General features: G+C 57.7%; 18 protein-coding genes. 14 read left to right on the top strand and 4 right to left on the bottom strand.

What is annotated here, in order from left to right; genetic code table 11:
- Positions 1–88: 88 nt before the first annotated feature.
- The gene (locus K5Y33_RS17605; protein ID WP_222234707.1) at positions 89–2,848 is read right to left on the bottom strand and encodes an autotransporter domain-containing protein; all 2,760 of its coding nucleotides are present in this window, start codon (positions 2,846–2,848) and stop codon (positions 89–91) included.
- 554 nt (positions 2,849–3,402) lie between these two features.
- Here K5Y33_RS17605 and prfB point away from each other — a divergent pair.
- From prfB to K5Y33_RS17560, 9 genes are all read left to right on the top strand, one after another.
- Positions 3,403–4,501, top strand: a protein-coding gene (prfB, locus tag K5Y33_RS17600) for a peptide chain release factor 2 (protein ID WP_110867985.1) whose coding sequence is annotated in 2 segments (ribosomal slippage) — positions 3,403–3,477 and positions 3,479–4,501 — 1,098 coding nt in all. Because the reading frame shifts where the segments join, the coding sequence is not laid out codon by codon here.
- Between the two features lie 9 nt (positions 4,502–4,510).
- On the top strand, positions 4,511–6,031 hold the full coding sequence (lysS, locus tag K5Y33_RS17595; protein WP_101761966.1) for a lysine--tRNA ligase: 1,521 nt from the start codon (positions 4,511–4,513) through the stop codon (positions 6,029–6,031).
- Positions 6,032–6,279: 248 nt separating this feature from the next.
- Positions 6,280–7,131 (top strand): MurR/RpiR family transcriptional regulator, encoded by an 852-nt coding sequence (locus K5Y33_RS17590; RefSeq protein ID WP_101762021.1) that lies wholly within the window; start codon positions 6,280–6,282, stop codon positions 7,129–7,131.
- Between the two features lie 262 nt (positions 7,132–7,393).
- The gene (locus K5Y33_RS17585) at positions 7,394–8,230 is read left to right on the top strand and encodes a transporter substrate-binding domain-containing protein (RefSeq protein WP_101761967.1); all 837 of its coding nucleotides are present in this window, start codon (positions 7,394–7,396) and stop codon (positions 8,228–8,230) included.
- 2 nt (positions 8,231–8,232) lie between these two features.
- Positions 8,233–8,865, top strand: a complete 633-nt coding sequence (locus tag K5Y33_RS17580; protein WP_101762022.1) for a DUF1989 domain-containing protein — start codon at positions 8,233–8,235, stop codon at positions 8,863–8,865.
- Entirely contained in the window at positions 8,849–9,496 is a 648-nt protein-coding gene (locus tag K5Y33_RS17575; RefSeq protein ID WP_222234705.1) for an urea carboxylase-associated family protein, read from the top strand. The genes K5Y33_RS17580 and K5Y33_RS17575 overlap by 17 nt, the downstream gene beginning before the upstream one ends.
- Before the next feature lie 3 nt (positions 9,497–9,499).
- Positions 9,500–10,150, top strand: a complete 651-nt coding sequence (locus K5Y33_RS17570; RefSeq protein ID WP_192412037.1) for an amino acid ABC transporter permease — start codon at positions 9,500–9,502, stop codon at positions 10,148–10,150.
- Entirely contained in the window at positions 10,150–10,815 is a 666-nt protein-coding gene (locus K5Y33_RS17565; RefSeq protein ID WP_222234704.1) for an amino acid ABC transporter permease, read from the top strand. Before K5Y33_RS17570 ends, K5Y33_RS17565 begins: the two co-directional genes overlap by 1 nt.
- Positions 10,816–10,828: 13 nt before the next feature.
- Positions 10,829–11,500 (top strand): DUF1989 domain-containing protein, encoded by a 672-nt coding sequence (locus K5Y33_RS17560; RefSeq protein WP_110867982.1) that lies wholly within the window; start codon positions 10,829–10,831, stop codon positions 11,498–11,500.
- A gap of 144 nt (positions 11,501–11,644) precedes the next feature.
- Here K5Y33_RS17560 and K5Y33_RS17555 read toward each other — a convergent pair whose 3' ends face one another.
- Positions 11,645–12,271: a hypothetical protein gene (locus K5Y33_RS17555; protein ID WP_101761972.1), complete on the bottom strand. Its 627-nt coding sequence runs from the start codon at positions 12,269–12,271 to the stop codon at positions 11,645–11,647.
- A gap of 362 nt (positions 12,272–12,633) precedes the next feature.
- Here K5Y33_RS17555 and K5Y33_RS17550 point away from each other — a divergent pair, with 362 nt between their 5' ends.
- Complete coding sequence (locus tag K5Y33_RS17550; RefSeq protein ID WP_222234703.1) at positions 12,634–13,797, top strand: MFS transporter; 1,164 nt, start codon at positions 12,634–12,636, stop codon at positions 13,795–13,797.
- On the opposite strand, the gene K5Y33_RS17545 is transcribed toward K5Y33_RS17550, so the two are convergent.
- Entirely contained in the window at positions 13,794–14,714 is a 921-nt protein-coding gene (locus tag K5Y33_RS17545) for a LysR family transcriptional regulator (RefSeq protein WP_222234701.1), read from the bottom strand. The two genes, K5Y33_RS17550 and K5Y33_RS17545, sit on opposite strands and share 4 nt — an antisense overlap.
- Positions 14,715–14,824: 110 nt before the next feature.
- On the opposite strand from K5Y33_RS17545, the gene lysA reads away from it, so the two are divergent.
- Positions 14,825–16,078: a diaminopimelate decarboxylase gene (lysA, locus tag K5Y33_RS17540; RefSeq protein ID WP_101761975.1), complete on the top strand. Its 1,254-nt coding sequence runs from the start codon at positions 14,825–14,827 to the stop codon at positions 16,076–16,078.
- Positions 16,078–16,527, top strand: coding sequence for a GNAT family N-acetyltransferase (locus K5Y33_RS17535; RefSeq protein ID WP_101761976.1), 450 nt, complete (start codon positions 16,078–16,080; stop codon positions 16,525–16,527). The genes lysA and K5Y33_RS17535 overlap by 1 nt, the downstream gene beginning before the upstream one ends.
- 151 nt (positions 16,528–16,678) lie before the next feature.
- Here K5Y33_RS17535 and galR read toward each other — a convergent pair whose 3' ends face one another.
- Complete coding sequence (galR, locus tag K5Y33_RS17530; RefSeq protein ID WP_036649453.1) at positions 16,679–17,680, bottom strand: HTH-type transcriptional regulator GalR; 1,002 nt, start codon at positions 17,678–17,680, stop codon at positions 16,679–16,681.
- A gap of 197 nt (positions 17,681–17,877) precedes the next feature.
- On the opposite strand from galR, the gene K5Y33_RS17525 reads away from it, so the two are divergent.
- Positions 17,878–20,139: a molybdopterin-dependent oxidoreductase gene (locus tag K5Y33_RS17525; protein ID WP_222234699.1), complete on the top strand. Its 2,262-nt coding sequence runs from the start codon at positions 17,878–17,880 to the stop codon at positions 20,137–20,139.
- A gap of 273 nt (positions 20,140–20,412) precedes the next feature.
- Positions 20,413–22,143 carry a penicillin-binding transpeptidase domain-containing protein gene (locus K5Y33_RS17520; protein WP_101761978.1) on the top strand — a complete coding sequence of 577 codons (1,731 nt, stop codon included), beginning with the start codon at positions 20,413–20,415 and terminating at the stop codon, positions 22,141–22,143.
- Positions 22,144–22,337 lie beyond the last annotated feature (194 nt).

Below are 22,337 nucleotides of genomic sequence, written 5' to 3'. Positions count from 1 at the left end.
CCAAAACGCGCAATGCATCGCGCCGCTACCTGTGCACGTATCCGTAGCGGCGCGATCTATCGCGCTCAGTTGACCTGTTAAACGTTTATCAGAAACTCACATCCACACCGCCGCGCAGCACTTTTTCGTCACCGCGATCGGCGAAGTGCTGATCGGCGCGCAGGAACAGGCGCGCGCGTGACGTCTGCGCCACATCCAACCGCACACCTAACCACTGCGAACGGCGATCGAGCTGCATGCCGGGAATCGTGAAACGGTTCTGGTCATCGCCAAATCCGCCCCAGCGCGCCCTGACATCCATCGACGGATTGTTGAATGCGTACTGGTATTCGCCATAAAGACTCAGCATGCTCCACAATCCAGCCGACCAATCCTGCCGTGCGCTGATACTCAAACCGCTATAGCCGACGCTGCGTCGATAGCTGTCGCCGTCGCCGCTCAGACCAAACGCGCTGCCCTTATCCTCAAACGCACCGGTATCCAGCCCGGTTTCACGCCAGCCGAGATAGGGTTCGAGGCGATAATTCTCCTTAATCGTCCAGCGATAGCCGCTTTGCAGCGCCGCCTGCCAGCTGTTGCTGCTGGTGGTCGATGACACCGGCGAAGCTTCATCCAGCAACACCAGACGCTTTAACTCATCGCGACCATGTTGATAGCTGAGATTGCCCTGCAGATACCATGCTGGCGTCAAATCGTAGCGGCCATACAGCATCGCGCCTTGCAGGCGATTACGGCTGGTGCCGCCAGTTTGGTCGTAGGTGGAGTCGATCTGATTCTGCGTCCAGGCCACGCCCACGCGCAGACCAGAAATACCCAAATCGCTATCCACGCCCAATGCGGTAAGCGTGTTGCGGTAATCGGTGCCGAGGTAGCCCGCCTGATCCAGTGAACCGCGCAGTTGACCGCTCTCCAGCCAGAAACCGTAACGATTGTCGGCGCTGGCATCGGCGATACGGTTACTCAACAGGCGGCTTTGATAATCCAGCGCGTTAAACAGTACCGCGTTGCTGGAAGCGTGCGCCTGACCGGAAAGTGAATTGATGGCGGCCTGCGCACTGCGGGCATCTGCCAGCGACTGAAACGCTCCTGCTGCGCCCAGCGCTGACTGCTGCGCACTGCTCAGTGAACCCTGTTGCTGCCAGCTGTCCGCTACGCTAAACGCCTGCTCCAGATTCGCGGCCGTTTGCTGAGTGCTGGCGCTGTTCATGCCCAGCGCTGCCGCTACTGCTGCGGTATTTTTACGCGTCAGTTGGCCAGTGACGCTGTTAGCGTTGTAGCTGACCGAACCATCAAGAAACACGCCAGTATTGACCTGACTGAACTGGCCGCTAACACCCGCATCGCTGGTCAGCAGCGTTTCCTGCTGTTTCACCACATAAGTTGATGAGGGTGGCGCGAGGTTCAGCGTGCCGTCCAGCGTAGAGTGGCCTGCTACACGCAGCGGGCTGTTTAACGCGATATTGAGCACGCCATTACTGCGTTGCTGGTAATCGCCTTGCACCTGCAAACCGCCGTTGACCGTTCCCTGATTGAGTAAGCTGCCGCCAATCACACCGCTGCCACCTAAAGTGCCGCTGCCGCTGACGTTGGCACTGCCAGCAATCGCACCCTCAATCAGCAACGTATTGGCGGCAACGCTGGTCTGGCCGAGGTAACTGTTGTTAGCGGTTAACCGCAGCACGCCGCCATTATTGGCGCCGTCGAGTATCAGGCCACGATCGCCGCTGATGGCATTCGAGAAGACATAGCTACCCGCATCCAGACTGGCGTGGAAATCATTGGCCCAGAACATTGCCGGACCGTTGAGCGCTTTCGCCTGGTTGAGATCGCCCCAGCCGAAGATGTTGTTGTAAGGCCGCCCGTTGGCGCTATCCGCAGCGCCTGCGTAAGCATCGCTGCGATAAGTGGCGGTGGTCAGCAACGTTTGCTGCAGGTTGTAGCCGCTCATCCACGGAAAGCGCTGCAACACTTGCGAAGCGGCCGCAGCGGCGCGCGGCGCGGCAAACGAGGTGCCGTAGCTACGCGCATTTACCCAGGTACCATCGGCGTTATGAAAGCGATAATCGGTGTATCCCGGTGCGCTCAGGCACCATGCCGCGGCGTTACCACAGGCATCAAACGGCCCGGTTAACGCCGCGCGGTTCGCCGTGTCGTATGAGGTGCTGTCCATCACGCCGGTAACGGCCAGCATATTCTTTTGCAACGCGCTGTCCTGATAAATCAACGGCAGCTGCGCGTTAGGGGACGGTGTTGCAGTGCCGCCATTGCCGGTGATCACCACCGCCAAACCGTTAGCCGCTGCAATCTCACGCATGCTTTGCACCAGCACCTGATAGTGCGGCTGCGCATCGGATAGCGCCTGTGCGGAGGTTAAGCGCTCGCTGGAGGCGTACGACATATTGAAAACCCGCACGCCCTGGCTCAGCAGGCCGCTCACCGCACGGGCGGTATCGTCGTATTGAAAGATATTGTTCTGCGATGCCTGCGCCACATACAGTGTGCTGCCCGGCGACAGGCCTAATAACGTCAGCGCCACCACGGTGCCGTGACCGTTAATGCCCTGATTATCATTCAAACTACTGCCGCCGCCGACGTAGCTGGTGAACTGCACGTTGGCATAATTGATTTCACTGCGATCGGGCGATAACCCTGAATCAATAATGCCGACTTTGCTGGCATTGCCTGAAGCGCTGGGCTGAGCTGGCGTGGGTGTCTCAGGCGTGCCGGTGGTGGGCGAGGTTGCCGCGCTTCCGCCACCTCCGCCGCCACCACCACCGCAGGCGGCAAGTAACAAAGGCATTAACAAGGCAAGCAGGCGCGGTGAAGTGCGCAAACCGGGAATAAACATCGATACTCCTTCATGTCTCTCAGGACATGTTGTGCCCGCTCACGTTTACGGGCGCTGATTACTGTGTCATTCCCTGTCGAAGCTGCGCATTCCTGGCGATCGTGGTGACAAACGGTCTGGACGTCAGTGATGTCCATCGGGGGGATAGTCACTGAGCAAAATGATAAAAGGGCGCTAATAAATCGATAGGCTGAATATCAGCTGCTTAATGGCGTTATTTGAGACGTGTCTGCTTTCTTGCAGGAAATTTCTCACAAGACAATTCTTAATGATTTATCGTTATAAATCATGATCTTTAATGGCGTCATTCGGCGCTAATTGCCTTATCTTTGCAGGAAAATTCCTAAGAAGGTTCTGAAGGCGAGGTATTTGCGGAGGTGTTTGGGAAAGCGTAGCGGGTAAAGCTTTCCAGAAGGATAAGAACTTTTTTTCTTACGGCGGAGGCGCGCTCACTCAGGCGGCGTGCAATGCTACAAAGTGCGCGCACTTTCGGGTAAACTAGCGCGTTAGTTTTTATCTCCTTTCACCGAATCGTCAAAAAAGACTGAAAAGCCATGTTTGAAATTAATCCGGTCAAAAATCGTATCCAGGACCTCAGTGAGCGCAGCGACGTTCTTCGGGGGTATCTTTGACTACGATGCCAAGAAAGAACGCCTCGAAGAAGTAAACGCCGAGCTGGAGCAGCCTGACGTCTGGAACGAACCTGAGCGCGCGCAAGCGCTGGGTAAAGAACGTGCTTCACTGGAAGCGGTAGTGGAAACCTTAGATCACATGACGCAAGGCCTGGAAGATGTGCAGGGCCTGCTGGATCTGGCGGTGGAAGCTGACGACGAAGAGACTTTCAACGAAGCGGTTGCCGAGCTTGATGCACTTGAAGTGAAGCTGGGCGAACTGGAATTCCGTCGTATGTTCTCAGGTGAATATGACAGCGCCGACTGCTACATGGATATTCAGGCCGGTTCCGGCGGCACCGAAGCGCAGGATTGGGCCAGCATGCTGCTGCGCATGTATCTGCGCTGGGCGGAAGCCAAAGGTTATAAAACCGAAATTATCGAAGAGTCAGACGGTGAAGTGGCCGGAACCAAATCCGCCACCATTAAAATCATCGGCGACTACGCGTTTGGCTGGCTGCGTACCGAAACCGGCGTTCATCGCCTGGTGCGTAAGAGCCCGTTCGATTCCGGCGGCCGTCGTCATACCTCATTCAGTTCGGTGTTTATCTACCCGGAAGTGGATGACAACATCGATATCGATATCAATCCTGCCGATCTGCGTATCGACGTTTACCGCGCCTCCGGTGCGGGTGGCCAGCACGTTAACAAAACCGAGTCTGCGGTGCGTATTACCCACTTGCCGACCAACATTGTGGTGCAGTGCCAAAACGACCGTTCACAGCACAAGAACAAAGATCAGGCCTTCAAGCAGTTACGCGCCAAGCTGTACGAATATGAGATGCAGAAGAAAAACGCGGATAAGCAGGCAGCGGAAGATAACAAATCTGATATCGGCTGGGGCAGCCAGATCCGTTCTTATGTTCTCGACGATTCACGCATCAAGGATCTGCGTACCAGCGTAGAAACCCGCAACACCCAAGCGGTGCTGGATGGCGATATCGATCGTTTTATTGAAGCAAGTTTAAAAGCAGGGCTATAAGGAACCGACATGTCTGAACAACAACCGCAGAGCGCTGATGCCGCCCTTGAGTTAAACAACGAACTGAAAGCGCGTCGCGAAAAACTCAGCGCGCTGCGTGAAAAAGGCGTGGCGTTTCCTAACGATTTCCGCCGCGATACCACGTCCGATGTGCTGCACGCCAGCTATGACGCGAAAGAGAATGAAGAGCTGGAAGCGCTGGGCGTTGAAGTGAGCGTGGCCGGTCGTATGATGACGCGCCGCATCATGGGTAAAGCGTCATTCGCGACCCTGCAGGATGTCGGCGGCCAGATTCAGATCTACGTCTCACGCGACGATCTGCCAGAAGGCGTCTACAACGAGCAGTTCAAGAAGTGGGATCTCGGCGATATCCTCGGTGCGCGCGGTAAGCTGTTCAAAACCAAAACCGGTGAGCTGTCGATCCACATCACTGAGCTGCGTCTGCTGACCAAAGCGCTGCGTCCGCTGCCGGACAAATTCCACGGCCTGGCCGATCAGGAAACCCGTTATCGTCAGCGTTATCTCGATCTGATCTCCAACGACGATTCGCGCAAAACCTTTAAAATTCGCTCACAAATCATGGCCGGCATTCGTCAGTTCATGGTTAACCGCGATTTTATGGAAGTGGAAACCCCGATGATGCAGGTGATTCCGGGCGGCGCGTCTGCGCGTCCGTTCATCACCCATCACAATGCGCTTGATATCGATATGTACCTGCGTATTGCGCCAGAGCTGTATCTGAAGCGTCTGGTGGTTGGCGGTTTTGATCGCGTGTTCGAGATCAACCGTAACTTCCGTAACGAAGGGATTTCGCCACGCCACAACCCAGAGTTCACCATGATGGAACTCTATATGGCGTATGCGGATTACAAAGATCTGATCGAACTGACCGAAAGCCTGTTCCGTACGCTGGCGCAGGATGTGCTGGGCACCACGGAAGTGCCGTATGGCGATCACAGCTTCGATTTCGGTAAGCCGTTCGAGAAGCTCACCATGCGTGAAGCGATCAAAAAATACCGTCCGGAAACTGACCTGAGCGATCTGGAAGACTTTGATAAAGCGGTAGCGATTGCCCAATCGCTGCACATCAAAGTTGAGAAGAGCTGGGGCTTGGGCCGCGTCGTTACAGAGATCTTCGAAGAGACCGCTGAAGCGCACCTGATTCAGCCAACCTTCATCACCGAATACCCGGCTGAAGTATCGCCGCTGGCGCGTCGTAACGACGAGAACCCGGAAATCACTGACCGTTTTGAGTTCTTCATCGGCGGCCGTGAAATCGGTAACGGCTTCTCAGAGCTCAACGATGCAGAAGATCAGGCTGAGCGTTTCCTGCAGCAGGTGAATGCGAAAGAGTCTGGCGATGACGAAGCGATGTTCTACGACGAAGACTACGTCACCGCGCTGGAACACGGCCTGCCGCCAACCGCTGGTTTGGGTATTGGTATCGACCGTATGGTGATGCTGTTCACCAACAGCCACACCATCCGCGACGTGATCCTGTTCCCGGCACTGCGCCCGACCGGTAAGTAGTATTTCGCCGAAGTCCCCCATCCCGGCCTTCCCCCATAAATGGGGGAAGGAGACGCTGCCACATGCAACTCCCCAACTACCATATGGCAGCATCTTCCTCCCCCATTCATGGGGGAGGACCGAGGAGGGGGACAGCAAGCACGGACCGAGTAGCGATTCAGCCAGCACATTCCCCCCAACACAAAATTCCTGATGACAACCCGGCACGCTCTGTGCAGGATGGTTTTTTTCTTTTTCAGGGAATCACCATGAGTGCAAAAGCGGCAACGTTAGAGGGCCGGATTCGTCAGCACTGGGATCAACTCTCCAGCCACGAGCAGCGACTTGCCGATGTGCTACTCGCCGCACCAGGCCAGTTAGCCATGAACACCGCCACCGAACTGGCACACAGCGCGGGCGTGTCCAAAGCCACCACCACGCGCTTCTTCCGCCATCTCGGCTATGAAAGTTATGAAGCCGCACGTCGCCAGGCGCGTGACATGCAAAGCAGCGGTTCACCGCTCTATCTGCAACCGGCACCCAGCGCGTCGCCGTTAGCGAGCATCATGCAGCAGCATCTGGAAAGAGAGATCGCTAACCTGGTCAACAGCTATCGCACGCTGGACAGCGAACAGCTGCAGCAGGCGGTCAGCGCCATCAGCCAGGCGCGCCGCGTGGTGGTAATGGGCTGGCGCCACAGCCAAACCATCGCGCATCTGATCTATCGAGACCTGATCCATATTCACTCCGATGTGCGTCTGCTGCCGCGTCCCGGCGATTCGCTGGCGGAACATGTAGCGGCGTTGACCGCCGAGGATGTGGTGATCTGCGTCGGTCTGCGTCGTCGCATGCCCGCGCTGGAGGCGGCGATGAACGCGCTGGCCGAGCGCAATGTGCCGATGTTGTATATCGCCGACGTGCTCTCCGGCAAACCGGCGCGCCATGCGCAGTGGGTAATCCGCTGTCACACCGACAGCAGCCTGATTTTCGACAGCACCGCCGCGCTCTCTGGCGTGTGTAATCTGCTCTGTTCACTGGTGGCCCGGCAAATGGGTAAAGCCAGCAACGATCATCTCGCGCAAATCGAAGCGCTGCACCAATCCCTCGACGAACTGGAATAATGCGCCTTGCTGGCGCATTGTGCGCCAGAAAAATCACCAAAACGGTGCAATTCTGTCCAGTGCCCACCCATCCAATTATCCCCGTCTTACCGTGTGTGAAATAACAGAAACTAAAAATAAAAATCAAGAAACAAATGTTTCAATTTGATTTTATTCAATAAAATATGGTTTTTATCAGGTCTCCCTGCATGGTAGTGAAAAAGCTGGCACAAAATATGCTCAGTAGAAAATGACATTTCACCAACACCAGGGAAACACCATAATGAAAAAAACAGCACTGCTGATTGCCGCACTTCTCTCTGTCGGCACCATGGCGCAGGCACAAGCCGATACGCTGGCCGACATCAAAAGCAGCGGCAAAATTACCGTCGGTATCGATCCAACCTTTCCTCCCTACGAATACACCGATGACAAAGGTGAGATCACCGGTTACAGCGTGGCAATCATGCAATCCTTTGCCAACGATCTCGGTGTGAAACTGGAGTTTCAGAAAACCGCCTTCAGCGGCATTCTGCCGGGCCTGATTTCGGGCTCCTTTAATGCCGAAGGTTCATCCCTCAACGTCACGGCGGAACGCGCGAAGAAAGTGCTGTTTACCGTGCCGTACAGCAAAACCGTCAACGGCGTGCTGGTGCGTGAAGCCGAGGCGAAAACCTTCAGCGGTAAAACCCTGAGTCCGGAAAGCTTGTCGGGTCTGCGCGGCGCGGTGAAAACCGCCAGCGTGCCAGAGCAACTGCTGAAGGGCTTCAACGAGCAGTTGAAGAAGGAGGGTAAAAAACCGATCACCATCATCAATGTCGATTCACTCGATCAAACCGTCAGCACGCTGATGACCAAACGCGCCGACTTCGTTTATGACGACATCTCGGTACTGGCGCCGGTAGCAAAAAAATATGCCGGCAAAGTGGCGCAGGTGGGCGAAGTCGGCCCGTCGCAGTGGATGGGTTGGGCGACTCGTAAAGAAGATGGCAGCCTGAACAAAGCCATTAGCGACCACATCCTGGCGATGCAGAAAGATGGCGAACTGACCAAACTGCAGCAGCAATATCTCGGCACTACCTTTACCGTGCCCGCCAGCGACTTCATTCCGCAGGAGTAATTATGTGCCAGTCCAACCTGACGGTACCTGCCGGCTTTGGCAAAACCTTTCGCGTGCGCAAGGGTCAGTTTATTACCGTGATTGACAGCGAAGGGCAGCAGGCGGCCGATTTTGTCGCGGTGAACGCCGATGACCTGAACGAGAAGCTGTCGCCGGTGCACACGCGCCAACAGCTGCGCTCGCTGTTCTTTAAGCCGGGCGACGCGTTGTGGTCGAGTGAAAACCGCCCGATGCTGCGCATTCTTGCTGACAGCATCGGCATCCACGATGCCAACGTACCGGCCTGCGATCGCACCCGTTTCAGCATTGATTTCGGTGTCGAAGGGCATCGCAACTGCGTCGATAACCTGCTGGAGGGGATGAAGGCGTTTGGCGTCACCTACTTCTCGCTGCCGGAGCCGTTCAACCTGTTCCAGAACGGCCCGGTCACCGCCGATGGCCGCATGGAAGTGACCGATCCCAACAGCAAAGCGGGCGATAGCATCACCTTTGAAGCGCTGTGCGATCTGATCTGTGCGGTCTCATCCTGCCCGCAGGACATTATTCCTGGCAACGGCCTGCAGGTGACGCCAATCGACATCGTGGTCAGCGACCATTTTCACGCTCAGGAGATGAATCATGCTGTTAATGCGTGAAAATTATCAGGAAACCGCTGTGCGTAAGCTGGCTGAACCGGTGCAGGTTGCAGCGGGCAGCATCGGTTCGATTCGCGTGCTGCGCGGTCAGTTACTGCGCATCACCGCCCAGGGCGACGGCGCGGTGGCTTCGCTATTTGGCTTTAGCCTGGCCGATCCCGCCGTGTGGCTGTCGGTGCATCACACGCGGGTGTTTAGCAACAGCTACCTGCTCGGTTCCGGCATGCGTCTGGTGAACAACCGTCGTCGTCCGATGATGGTGCTGGGCAAAGACAGCGTGAAGCGTCACGACCTGCTGCTGCCGGCCTCCACCACGGTGTTTCTCGCTGAGCGCGGTTATCCGGGCGAAGGTTGCCTCGATGCGCTGCGCGGCGAGCTGGCGCGTCTGGGCATGGTGGTGCCGAAGCTGCCGGATCCCATCAACCTGTTTATGCACGTCAAGCTGACGCGTGAAGGCGAGATTCTGCCGGAAACCAACCTGACCCAAACTGGCGACAGCATTACCTGTCGCGTGGTAATGGACACGCAGTTCATCGTCTCCGCCTGTAACACCGGCATTGAGGGCAACGATCGTCCCGCGCCGCTGCTGCTGTCGGTGGCGGAAAACCTGCACGACTTTAACGCGGAGTAACGCATGGGGCTGGATCAACAGGTAGTGGCCGCGTTGCCGGAACTCGGGCACGGCCTGCTGATGACGCTGGTGCTCACCGTGCTGGCGTCGTTAGTCAGCGTGGTGATGGGGCAGCTCGGTTGCTTCCTGCAGCTGCGTCGTGCCTGGATCTGGCGCGCCATCGGGCGTTGCTATGTCAGCGTGATGCGCGGAACGCCGGCGATTGTGCAGCTGTTTGTGGTGTTCTTCACCTTGCCGCGGCTGGGATTAGGCGGTCAGCCGATGCTGGCGGCGGTGATTGCCATTGGCCTCAACAGCGGCGCGTACGTGGCGGAAATCCTGCGCGTGAATCGCAGCCTGGTGACGCGCGGACAGCTGGAAGCGTCGCGCACGCTGGGTCTGAGCCGCCTGCTGACGTGGTGGTACGTCATCAATCCCCAAGTGATGCGCGCCAGTCTGCCGATGCTGGTGAATGAATTCACCATTCTGCTGAAAACCACGCCGCTGGCGTCGGTGGTGGCGCTCACCGAACTGACCTACGCCGGACAGATCGTCATCGCCCGCACCTACGAAGCTACGCAAGTGCTGCTGCTGGTGGCGGCCGGTTATCTGCTGATCGCCATGCCGTTAATTGCGGCGGCGCGCCGTTTAGAAGCGAAGCGGAGGTTGGCGTAATGGATTGGCAGGCAATTATCACCTCTCTGCCGTCGCTCGGTGACGGCCTGCTCGCCACTTTGCAGCTCTGTCTGGTGGCGGCGCTCTGCTCGATGCTGTGGGGCGCGCTGCTGGCCGTATTGCTGATGCGGGCATCGCGGTTCTGGCTGCGTTTGCTCAATCTTTACAGCGGCTTAACCCTTGCACTGCCGCTGCTGGTGGTGATCTATCTGCTCTATTTTGTGTTGCCGGAATATGACATCACGCTGTCGTCGCCGGTGGTGGGCGTGCTGGCATTGACGCTCTACTACGCGCCTTACATTGCGCAGGTGATCCGCTCGGCTATTAATGCGCTGCCGCAAGGGCAGTGGGAAGCGTGCCGCGTATTGGGCCTGAGCCGCAGCGAACAACTGCGTGACGTGGTGCTGCCGCAAACCCTGCCGCAGATGCTGTCGCCGCTGGTCGGGCTGATGATCGGTTTGATTAAAGACTCCGCGCTGCTGTCGATTGTCTCGGTGCAGGAGTTTATGTACGCCGCCAAACAGGCGATTTCGGATACCTACGCGCCGCTGGAGATCTATCTCACGGTGGCGCTCTGTTACTGGCTGCTCAACAGCGTCATCGACTGGCTGGCGCACGGCCTTGAATCTCGCATGACGCGCTATCGTCGTGCCATGCAGCATTAATCAGGAGAACAACATGTCGGCTGAATTTCAGCATCGCGAAGCGGTGACCATCCCGGCACGCTACGGTAAAGCGGTGCGCCTGAAGAGAGGTGAAGCGGTGCAGGTGATTAACCTGCACGGCACGCAGGTGGTGGATTGCTGGGCGTACAACGCTGAGGATGTGAGTGAATATATGTGTATGGAGGCGACGCGCGTGTGGAATCAGCGTCTCAATCCCAAAGTGGGCGACAGCTTTATCACCAGCCAGCGCCATCCGATTTTGACGCTGGTGGCGGATACCTCGCCAGGCGTGCACGACACCTTTATGGCGGCCTGCGATGCGCGTCGTTATGAGCTGCTCGGCTGCACCGAACCGCATCGCAACTGCCATGACAATCTGTTTGAAGGCATGCGTGAGCTGGGCGTGACGCTGCCGCATGGCAATCTGGCCTCGTTTAATATCTTTATGAATATTCAGGTGCAGCCGGATGGCATCACGCTGAAGACGCTGCCGGTGGTGACGAAGCCGGGTGACTATATTGTGCTGCGCGCCGAGATGGACTGTTTTGTGGCGTTTTCCGCCTGTCCGCAGGATATCGTCAGCATTCAGGGGCAAGGCGACAACACCCCGCGCGATGCCGAGCTGCGTATTCTGACCAGCGGTTTCCCGCAGGTGCAGTTGCAGGGGGCGTGGGTTCCGGCTTGACTGTGCACGCTGTCCCCCATCCCGGCCTTCCCCCATGAATGGGGGAAGGAGACGCTGCCACATGCAGCTCCCCAACTATCATATTGCAGCATCTTCCTCCCCCATTTATGGGGGAGGACCGAGGAGGGGGACAGCCAGCACGATCTAAGACTTCACCACCCCATCCAGCCACGCCTGAAACCGTGCGTACGGTACATACAGCGCCACATTCTTAAACAGCGTTTTGCCGCTTTTATTGTCATCAATCTGGCTGCTGTAACCGACAATCACGCCCGCCAGCGTATCATCGCTGGCGTTATACACCGCGCCGCCGGACATGCCTTTCACCACGCCGGCATTGGCCGCCACCACCACACAGCTGGCTTTGTTCCAGTCATTCGCCAGCGTGGTATTGATCAGATTCTTGCCGCTTGACGCTACCGGCATCGCGGAAATAAAGCTGTAGCCATACAGATTCACGTCGTCACCGATATGGCTATTGCGGAACGGCGGCGGCAAATTGGCTTCGCTGTTTTTATGGTACACCACAGCAATATCGCATTCGGGATGCCAGGCTTTCACCCGATAGAGTGAATACTTCGCCACGTGGGCCGCCGTCAGGCTGTATTCGGGCGTGAGAGGAATGGTGGTGCCAAGCGCACCAATGCCCAGCACCGTTGGAATGCCAGTGACGGTCATATCGACGCGTTTTGCTGCTTCTTTGCTGTATTCGTAATGCCCAACAGAGCAGCCGCTTAGGCAGCCAACCGTTAGCGCGATGAGCCATCGCATACGCTTTCCCCTCGATTTTTGACACCCCATAACCGGGCAATCCATTGAGGTATCGGCAGTGCGCGTCCATCCTTTACTGTTTGTTTTCGCGTCAAAAGCTGACTCACTGTGATAACGATCACATCCTTTTCAAGCGTAGCGCGGAAACCTCCATCTGTCTCAATGGTTAGTCAGTGACATTTTCGCGCGCAGGGATTATTGCTGCGGGCGCAAAATAGTCTTGCGGCGCGCAGGGTGGTTGGCATGGAAGGGCTATGCTTTAATAACAATGTGACGCAGTTCAAATTTTAATAAGCGTCTGTTGTCACCGTACTGCGTTCGCAGTGCGGCCCGCCTGCAAAAAATTATTGGGAGAGTATGTTATGCCTGTTGCATTACTGGCGCTGGCGCTGAGTGCGTTCGCCATCGGCACCACGGAATTCGTCATTATGGGATTGCTGCCCGAGGTGGCGGGCGATCTGCAAGTGACCATTCCTTCTGCGGGATGGCTGATCAGCGGCTACGCGCTGGGCGTTGCTATTGGCGCGCCGATCATGGCGTTGCTGACCGCCAAACTGCCGCGTAAACGTACTCTGATTCTGCTGATGATCATCTTCATCATCGGTAACGTGCTCTGTGCATTGGGCTACACCTACAACCTGCTGATGCTGGCGCGTGTGGTGACGGCGCTGTGTCACGGTGCGTTCTTCGGCATCGGTGCAGTGGTGGCGGCGAGCCTGGTCGCACCAGGTAAACAAGCTTCTGCCGTGGCGCTGATGTTCACCGGTTTGACGCTGGCCAACGTGCTCGGCGTGCCGCTCGGCACCTGGTTTGGTCAGATGTTTGGCTGGCGCGCCACCTTCTGGGGCGTGGCGATCATCGGCATCTTCGCTTTTATCGCGCTGATGGTGAGCCTGCCGACCAACAAAGAAGAGAAGCCGGTGCATCTGGCGAGTGAAATCAGCGCGCTGGCCAACGGCAAACTGTGGCTGTCGCTGCTGATGACGGTATTCTTTGCGGCGGCGATGTTTGCGCTGTTTAGCTACATTGCCCCGCTGCTGCTGCAGGTGACCGGTATCTCGGATCGGGGTGTTAGCTGGACGCTGTTCCTGATTGGCGCGGGGCTGACCGTCGGTAACATCCTCGGCGGCAAGCTGGCCGACTGGAAAGTGTCGTTCAGCCTGATCCTCAGCTTTGTGCTGATTGCAGTGTTCTCGCTGCTGTTCAGCTGGACCAGCCATGCGCTGTGGCTGGCGGAAATCACGCTGTTCCTGTGGGCGATGGCGACCTTCGCCACCGTGCCGGGCTTGCAGATTAACGTGGTGCGCCACGGCAAAGATGCGCCGAATCTGGTCTCTACGCTGAATATCTCCGCCTTCAACGTCGGCAATGCGCTCGGCGCGTGGGTCGGTGGCGCGGTGATCGAGAAAGGGTACGGCCTGACGTCGGTGCCGGTTGCCGCTGCTGCGCTGGCCGCGGTCGGACTGGTGATCTGCCTGATCACCTTCCGCAAAGCGGGCGGGCAGGGCGAAGCGGTCAACGCTTAAGCCAGCCGCTCGGCAATACGTTGTGGAAACGCCGCCACGTGCTGTTGCAGGTGGTCGCAGAAGTGATCGACCAGCGCCGAAGCCGGTCGATGCTGCGGCCGCACTAAACTCACGGTGAAGGGCACGGCAATACTGAAGCGACGCATCACCACACCGCTGTCGGCGTAATCCAGCGCCGTCAGCGGATTCACAATCGAAATCCCCACGCCCGCGCGCACCATCGCGCACACTGACGCCGCGCTGTGCGTCTCCAGCACCAGACGACGCTCCACATTCTGCTCATGAAACAGGGAATCCAGCAGCTGGCGATAGCTATCGCTGCGCGACAGGCTGACGTAGTTTTCACCGTGGAAATCCTGCGGCGTCAGCACCTCGCGCTGACACAGCGGATGCTGTGGCGGCAGCACGCACACTTCGTCACAGGTCAGCAGCGGCAAGCGTTCGGTGCCCGCCGGTGCGTGTTGGGTTTCGGTCAGGCCGAGATCGTAACGCTGTGCCGACAGCCACTCTTCCAGCAGCGGCGACTCCTGCGGAATGATATTCAGGCTAACCTGCGGATAGCGCTGAAGAAAGGTCTGCAGCAGCGGCGGCAACAGCGACTGCGAAAACACGGGCAGGCAGGCGATCGACAATTCACCCTGACGAAACTGACGCAATCCTTCGGCGGCATCCATGATGCGATCTAGCCCGTACCACGAGCGCTGCACCTCTTCGTACAGCCGCAAGCCCTGCACCGTGGGCTGCAGGCGGCCGCGCACCCGTTCGAACAGCTGCAGGCCGAGCTGCTGCTCGAGGCGCGCCAGTTCGCGGCTCACCGTAGGCTGCGAAGTGTGCAGCAGCGTCGCGGCCTGCGTCAGGTTGCCGCTGGTCATCACCGCGTGAAAAATTTCGATATGTCGCCAGTTAATTTTTGCCATTGTCTCCTCCAGATAACCCATATCATATTTGTATAGACGTCGCTAAAACAGATATTTTTCTGAATTGATGCGCTGTGGCTAAATAGCCTCAATGACACAGGAGAATTGACATGCCACGCCCACTCAACAACACCGAAACCGCGTTAACTGCCGCCAACTTACTGCCGCTGGCGCAGCGTTATGCCGGCCCATTCTGGGCTTATGATGCGGCGATTATTCAGCAGCGCATTGCGCAGCTCGGCGCCTTCGACGTGGTGCGTTTTGCGCAAAAAGCCTGCTCCAACATCCACATTTTGCGTCTGATGCGTGCGGCGGGCGTCAAAGTCGATTCGGTGTCGCTGGGTGAAATCGAGCGTGCTATTGCCGCTGGTTATCAGCCGGGCGGCGAAGATATCGTCTTCACCGCCGATGTGTTTGATCAGCCAACCCTGACGCGTATCGCCGAGCTGAAAGTGCCGGTCAATGCCGGTTCGGTGGATATGCTGCATCAACTGGGCGAGCTGTCACCGGGCCACGCGGTGTGGCTGCGCATCAATCCGGGTTTTGGTCACGGGCACAGCCAGAAAACCAACACCGGCGGTGAGAACAGTAAACACGGCATCTGGCACAGCGATCTGCCGCTGGCGCTGGCGGCGATTCAGCAGCACGGCCTGCGTCTGGTCGGCCTGCATATGCACATCGGTTCCGGCGTGGATTATGGCCATCTGCAGCAGGTGTGTGACGCGATGGTCGATCAGGTGGTGGCATTTGGGCAGGATTTGGAAGCGATTTCTGCCGGTGGCGGTTTGTCGATTCCGTATCGTTTTGACGAAGAAGCCATTGATACCCAGCACTATTACGGCTTGTGGAACGGCGCGCGCGAGCGTATCGCTGCGCACCTCGGTCACCCGGTGAAACTGGAGATTGAGCCAGGCCGCTTCCTGGTTGCTGAATCGGGCGTGCTGGTGTCACAGGTACGCGCGGTAAAAGAGATGGGCAGCCGTCACTTTGTGCTGGTCGATGCCGGTTTCAGCGATTTGATGCGTCCGTCGATGTACGGCAGCTATCACCACATTTCTCTGCTGCCGGTCGATGGCCGCGCGCTGGGCGACGCCACCGTGGAGAGCGTGGTGGCCGGTCCGCTGTGTGAATCGGGCGACGTGTTCACGCAACTGGAAGGCGGCAAAGTGGAAACCCGTGCGCTGCCTGTGGCGCAGGTCGGCGATTATCTGGTGTTCCACGATACCGGCGCGTATGGCGCGTCGATGTCGTCGAACTACAACAGCCGTCCACTGATTCCGGAAGTGCTGTTCGAGAATGGCGCGGCGCGTGAAATTCGTCGTGCGCAGACCATTCAGGAGCTGCTGGCGCTGGAGCTGATTTGATGAAGATCGTCGCGCTCAGCGAGGTGCCGCATCACGCCACGCAGATCACCGACTGGCTGTGGCAGGCGTTTGGTGACGGTACGTCACGTGAGTTTTACCACAGCATTGTGCGCAGCAGCCTCAACGGCGCCGACTTTCCGGTGACCTTCGTGGCGCTTGACGGCGACATACCGCTCGGTACGGTGGGATTCTGGCGCTGCGATTTGATCAGCCGTCAGGATCTCACGCCTTGGGTGGCGGCGCTGTTTGTTGAGGAGTCCGCGCGCGGCAAGGGATTGAGCAAAGCGCTGCAGCAGCATGTGATCGATTTCGCGCAGCAGCGCGGTCATGACAAGCTGTGGTTATGGTCCACCTTTGGCGGCTATTACGAACGTTTTGGCTGGCAGTATCAGTGCGACGCGCTGGAGTTTCCGGATGTGCGGGTGAAGGTGTATTCGCGGGATTTGTGATGGGTGCGCTTTGTCCCTCATCCCAGCCTTCTCCCGCAAGCGGGAGAAGGAGCCGCCCGAGCAAGCTGTAAATCCGAGGTTCACTCCACCTAATCATTCCCTCTCCCGCTTGCGGGAGAGGGTTAGGGTGAGGGAAAGCGCGCACCAGGATTTAACCCGGCCCACTCACCGAATGCCTTCTTACCAGCGTGGGGCTAAACATATTGGTTACTTCCGGCATCTCGCTGCCATTGGCTAACGCCAGCGCCAGTTGCGCCGCCTGTTGCGCCATGGTGACTATCGGATAACGCACCGTCGTCAAACGCGGACGCACATAGCGCGACACCAGCACATCATCAAAGCCAATCAGCGACATCTCTTCCGGCACGCGAATGCCGTTATCACTCAGCACCGCCAGCGCACCGGCGGCCATCGAATCGTTGTAGCAGGCCACCGCGGTGAACTGCTTGCCGCGTCCCATCAATTCGGTCATCGCCTGCTCGCCGCCCACCTCGTCCGGTTCGCCCCACGCCACCAAACGGTCGTTACACGGCAAACCGTGCTCTTTCAGCGCGTCGTAATAGCCTTGCAGACGATCTTCGGCATCGGAAATGGTGTGCGTGGAGCAGATAAAGGCGATTTGCGTATGGCCTTGCTGAATCAGATGGCGCGTTGCCAGCCACGCGCCGTAGCGGTCATCCAGCGCGATGCAGCGATGTTCAAAGCCTTTCAGCAGGCGATTCAGCAGCACCATGCCCGGCACCTGCTTCATCAGCATCTCTAAATCGTCGTCGGGGATTTTCTTGGCGTGCACCACTAAGGCGGCGCAGCGATGGCGCATCAGTTGCTCAATCGCCTGACGCTCTTTTTGCTCATTGTGGTAACCGTTACCAATCAGCAAAAAGTTGCCGGTCTGGCCCGCAACTTCATCCACCGCTTTGACCATCGCGCCAAAAAACGGATCGGAAACATCGCCCACCACTAAACCCAGGGTTTCGGTGGATTGCTGCGCCAGGGCGCGTGCGTTGGCGTTCGGGTGATACTGCAACTGCTCCATTGCCGCCGTAACGGCGAGGCGAGAACTCTCGCTGGCTTTGGGCGAGTTATTGATGACGCGGGAGACGGTCGCAACCGACACCCCAGCCATTCGGGCAACATCCTTAATGGTAGCCATGCGATTATCGACATCCGGGAAAACGTTTACACATGCCACCAGTGTTACGGAAAACCCACCCTGTAGCAACCCGGCAGAATGCCAGCGCTGTCGCAAAAGCACGGAAAATCAGGCGCTCACAGCCGCGCTTTAGCTCGGTTACAGGCTCATGTTATGCTGCCAGACACAATCACACCTGCCTGCCGGACCCAAAAACCATGAAAACTCGCGTGCCACACCTGGCGCACTGGGGCGCATTCACTGCCGTCACCGAAAACGATCGCCTGATTGGCTGTGAACCCTTCTTCGCCGATGCCGATCCTTCGCCGATGCTCAACACCATTCCTGAACTGGTCTATTCAGATAAGCGTATTCGCCAGCCGATGGTGCGCCGTTCATGGTTGAAGTCGCGCGAGAACAGCGATCGCACCTTGCGCGGTCGGGAAGATTTCGTGGCGGTGGATTGGGATACCGCGCTGGATTTGGTGGCGGAAGAGAATCGCCGCGTGCGCGATCGCTACGGCGCATCAGGCATTTTCAACGGCTCTTACGGTTGGTCATCGGCGGGACGCGTCAACCACGCGCGCACGCTGATTCGTCGCTTCTATTTTCAGGGCGGCGGCGGCGTCGATCAGCAAGGTAACTACAGCTGGGGCGCGGCGCAGTTCTTCCTGCCGTACGTGATTGGCACCTACATGCCGCTCACCGGCCGCGTCACCGACTGGCCGGAAGTGGTGCAGCACGCCGACATCTTTATCGCCTTCGGCGGCCTGGCGCTGAAAAACGCGCAGGTGGCTTCCGGCGGCGCAGGGCAGCACAGCCTGAAACCGGCGCTGGAGCAGCTCAGTGCCAAAGGCACGCCAATTATTAACATCAGCCCAATGCGCGATGACTGCCCGGCGTTCGTCAATGCCGAGTGGATTCCGATTCGCCCGAACACCGACGTGGCGCTGATGCTGGCGCTGGGTTTTGAAATCACCAGGCATAACGCGCTGGATGAAAGCTTCCTCGCCAGCCACTGCACCGGCTGGCCGCAGCTGCGCGGCTATCTGCTCGGTGAAAGCGATGGCATCGCCAAAACCCCTGAGTGGGCCAGCAGCATTACCGGCATTCCGGCGGCGCGCATTGCTTTGCTGGCGCAGCAGCTGATCGGCAAACGCAGCTTTATTACCTGCTCCTATTCGGTACAGCGCGCCCATCGCGGCGAGCAGCCGTACTGGATGATGATTGCGCTGTCGTCAATGCTCGGTCAGCCAGGCTTGCCGGGCGGCGGTTTCTCCTTTGGTCATGGCTCGATGAACAGCGTCGGCAATCCGCGTCAGGATGGCCCGGCACCCATGATGAGCACCGGCCCGAATCCGGGCAATTTGTCGATTCCAGTGGCGCGCATCAGCGACATGCTGCTCAATCCCGGCCAGCCGTACGCATTCCAGGGTGAAACCCAGCACTATCCGGATATCCATTTGGTGCACTGGGCGGGCGGCAATCCGTTCCATCATCATCAGCAGCTCAATCGTCTGGTGGAAGGCTGGCAGCGCCCGGATACCGTGATTGTGCAGGATATCGTCTGGACGCCGGCGGCGCAGATGGCGGATATCGTGTTGCCCGCGACCACCACGCTGGAGCGCAACGACATCGGCGGATCGTCTCGCGATCGCTTCGTGCTGGCAATGCATCAGGCGATCAAGCCGCAGCATCAGGCGCGCAATGATTTCGACATCTTCGCTGATATCGCCGATCGCCTCGGCTATCGTGATGTGTTCACCGAAGGGCGCAATGAGATGCAGTGGATTGAGCATCTGTATCAGCAGTGCGCGGTAGCGCATGCGCGCCGTGATATTCCGTTCCCGGAGTTCGGGGAATTCTGGGAGCGCGGTTTTGTCGAGATTCCCGAAGGCGGCAAGCCGTTCGTGTTTATGGATGATTTCCGCGCTAACCCAGAAACGCATCCAATTCAAACCGCCAGCGGCAAGATTGAGCTGTTCTGCCAAACCATTGCCGATTATCAGCTGGAGGATTTCGCCGGACATCCCGAGTGGCGCGAGCCGCAAGAGTGGCTGGGCGCGCCGCTCAGTTCACAGTTCCCGCTGCATATGATCTCGATTCAGCCATCCGATCGTCTGCACAGCCAGATGGACGCCACCGCCACGGTGCAAGGCAACAAAACCGCCGGACATGAGACGCTATATATGCATCCGCAGGATGCGGCAACGCGTGATATTCAGGATGGCGATGAGATTGAGGTGAGCAACGCGCGCGGGCGCATGCTGGCCGGTGTGCGCCTGACCGACGGGGTAACGCCGGGCGTGGTGATCATCGCCACCGGCGCCTGGTTCGATCCTGGCTTTGGTCGCGCCTGGCAACCGTGGGATCGCGCCGGCAACCCGAATGTCCTGACATTGGATATCGGCACCTCGTCGTTAACGCAGGGTCCTAACGCCATGAGTTGCCTGGTGGAAATCAAAAAACATCTGATGTGAATGGGCAACGAATAATCTCATCGCTGGTTACATTTTGCCGGTAACTGTTGCGTTTAGGCGATGGTTTCCCAGCGTGCCACCTTGCTACAGTCAGGGTCCCAGAGGTATTGATGGGTGAACATCAAAAAGTTTTCTTGATTACACCGACCTGCGCAGATGCGCAGGTTTTTTTTTGCTTAACGAATCGAAACACAGTTTTCCTGTCAACTCGCTTTACGTTTCTTTATAACTGCAAGCAATAAGCTTCAGATTCACTTACAGCAGCGGATTGCCATGCCTCAAATAAAAAAATTTCTGGGAAAAGACCAGATAAAAGCGCCCTTTAACCCGTTTCGTTTTCGCCTGATCTGCCTTGGCGTTTTCTGCTGTTTGGTGCTGTTGCTGATTTGCGTTGGTGACCTGCAGCTGATCAAGCATCCGATGCTGGAGCACGAAGCCGATCAGCGCTCGCTGCGTACCGTAACGTTGCCAACTAACCGTGGCACCTTGCTGGATCGCGACGGCCAGGCGTTAGCGCTGAGCGTTCCGGCACGTGACATCATCGCCGATCCAATGCGCGTGCTGGAGGCAAATCCCGATTTCACCAGCGCCAAATGGGCTTATCTGGCGGCCGCTCTCAATCAGCGTCCGGAAGATCTGCGCGCGGCCATCACCGCCAACCCGAAAAAACGCTTCCTCTATCTGGGCCGCAAAATCGAACTCGGCATCGCCAAAGATATCGCCGAGCTGAAACTCAAAGGTATCAGCTCGGTGTATAACGACAGCCGTTTCTATCCGATGAGTGAAGCGGCCGCGCCACTGATTGGCATTGTAGGGGCCGACAGCAATGGCCTGAACGGCATCGAGAAGGGCTTCGACCATGTGCTGCAGGGAGATCCGGGCAAAGAAGTTTATCGTCAGGATGGTGAAGGCAACATCATTGCGATGATCGATTACCAGCCGCCACAACAGCCGCCAACCGTGCAGCTCAGCATCGACAAGTTCGACCAATTCACGCTCTACAGCAAACTGCGCGACGGCGTGCTGCTTAACAAAGCGGATTCGGGCGCGGCGGTATTGGTGAAAATCGATACCGGCGAGATTCTGGCGATGGCCTCTTATCCGTCGTTCAACCCGAACAACTATGAAAATGCCACGCCGGCGCAGATGCGTAACTCGGCGATCAACGACAGCTACGAACCCGGCTCCACGGTGAAACCGCTGGTGGTGATGGAAGGGCTGGAGCGCCATCTGGTGCGCGCCGATTCGGTGATCGATACCACGCCGTACAGCGTCAACGGCCACTTAATTCGCGACGTTGGCCACTGGCCGCGCCTCACCATGACCGGCATTTTGCAGAAATCGAGTGACATCGGCGTCTCGCACATTGCGCTGGCGATGCCCGCTGAAGCGCTGGTTAATACCTATCAGGCGTTTGGTCTGGGTAAACCTACCGGACTGGGATTGACCGGCGAGAGCGTGGGTTACTTCCCGCTGCACCGCGAGCGCTGGGCTGATATCGAACGCGCCACCTTCGCCTTTGGCTACGGCCTGCGCGTCACGCCGCTGCAGATTGCGCGTGAATACGCCACGCTTGGTTCGTACGGCGTTTATCGTCCACTGTCGATCACCAAAGTGACGCCGCCGGTGTTAGGCAAACAGGTGGCGAATCCGCAGGTGGTGCAAACCGTGGTGCATATGCTGGAGAGCGACGTACTGCCGGGCGGCACCGGGGTAAGAGCGGCGGTGCCGGGTTATCGTCTGGCGACCAAAACCGGTACAGCAGAGAAGATGGGCACCAGCGGCAAGTACGATGGCGGTTATATCAACTACACCGCCGGCATCGCGCCCGCCAGCCATCCGGAAGTGGCGCTGGTGGTAATGATCAACCATCCCACCGCGGGCGATCACTTTGGTGGCTCGGTGGCAGCACCGATCTTCGGCAACATCATGGGCCCGGTACTCAAGCACATGAACGTGGCACCCGATGCGATCTACAGTAAACCTTCTTCAGACAAATCTTAGTTAAATCAAAAGTGTAAGTGAGGTGTGGAGAATATTCACACCTCGTTTCACTTCCCCAAACACCGTTGCTTTTTGCACCTGTCTTTCACCGACTCAACGGTGCGAGTATGGAGATCCCAGAGGTATTGATGGGTGTGAAACAAGCTGCTTTGGCAGTACCCTGTTATTACACCGACCCACGCAGATGCGTGGGT

It is taken from the genome of Pantoea sp. DY-17 (assembly GCF_019795975.1).
Classification (GTDB): domain Bacteria; phylum Pseudomonadota; class Gammaproteobacteria; order Enterobacterales; family Enterobacteriaceae; genus Pantoea; species Pantoea leporis.
This window is presented reverse-complemented; position numbering and strand designations above follow the sequence as displayed.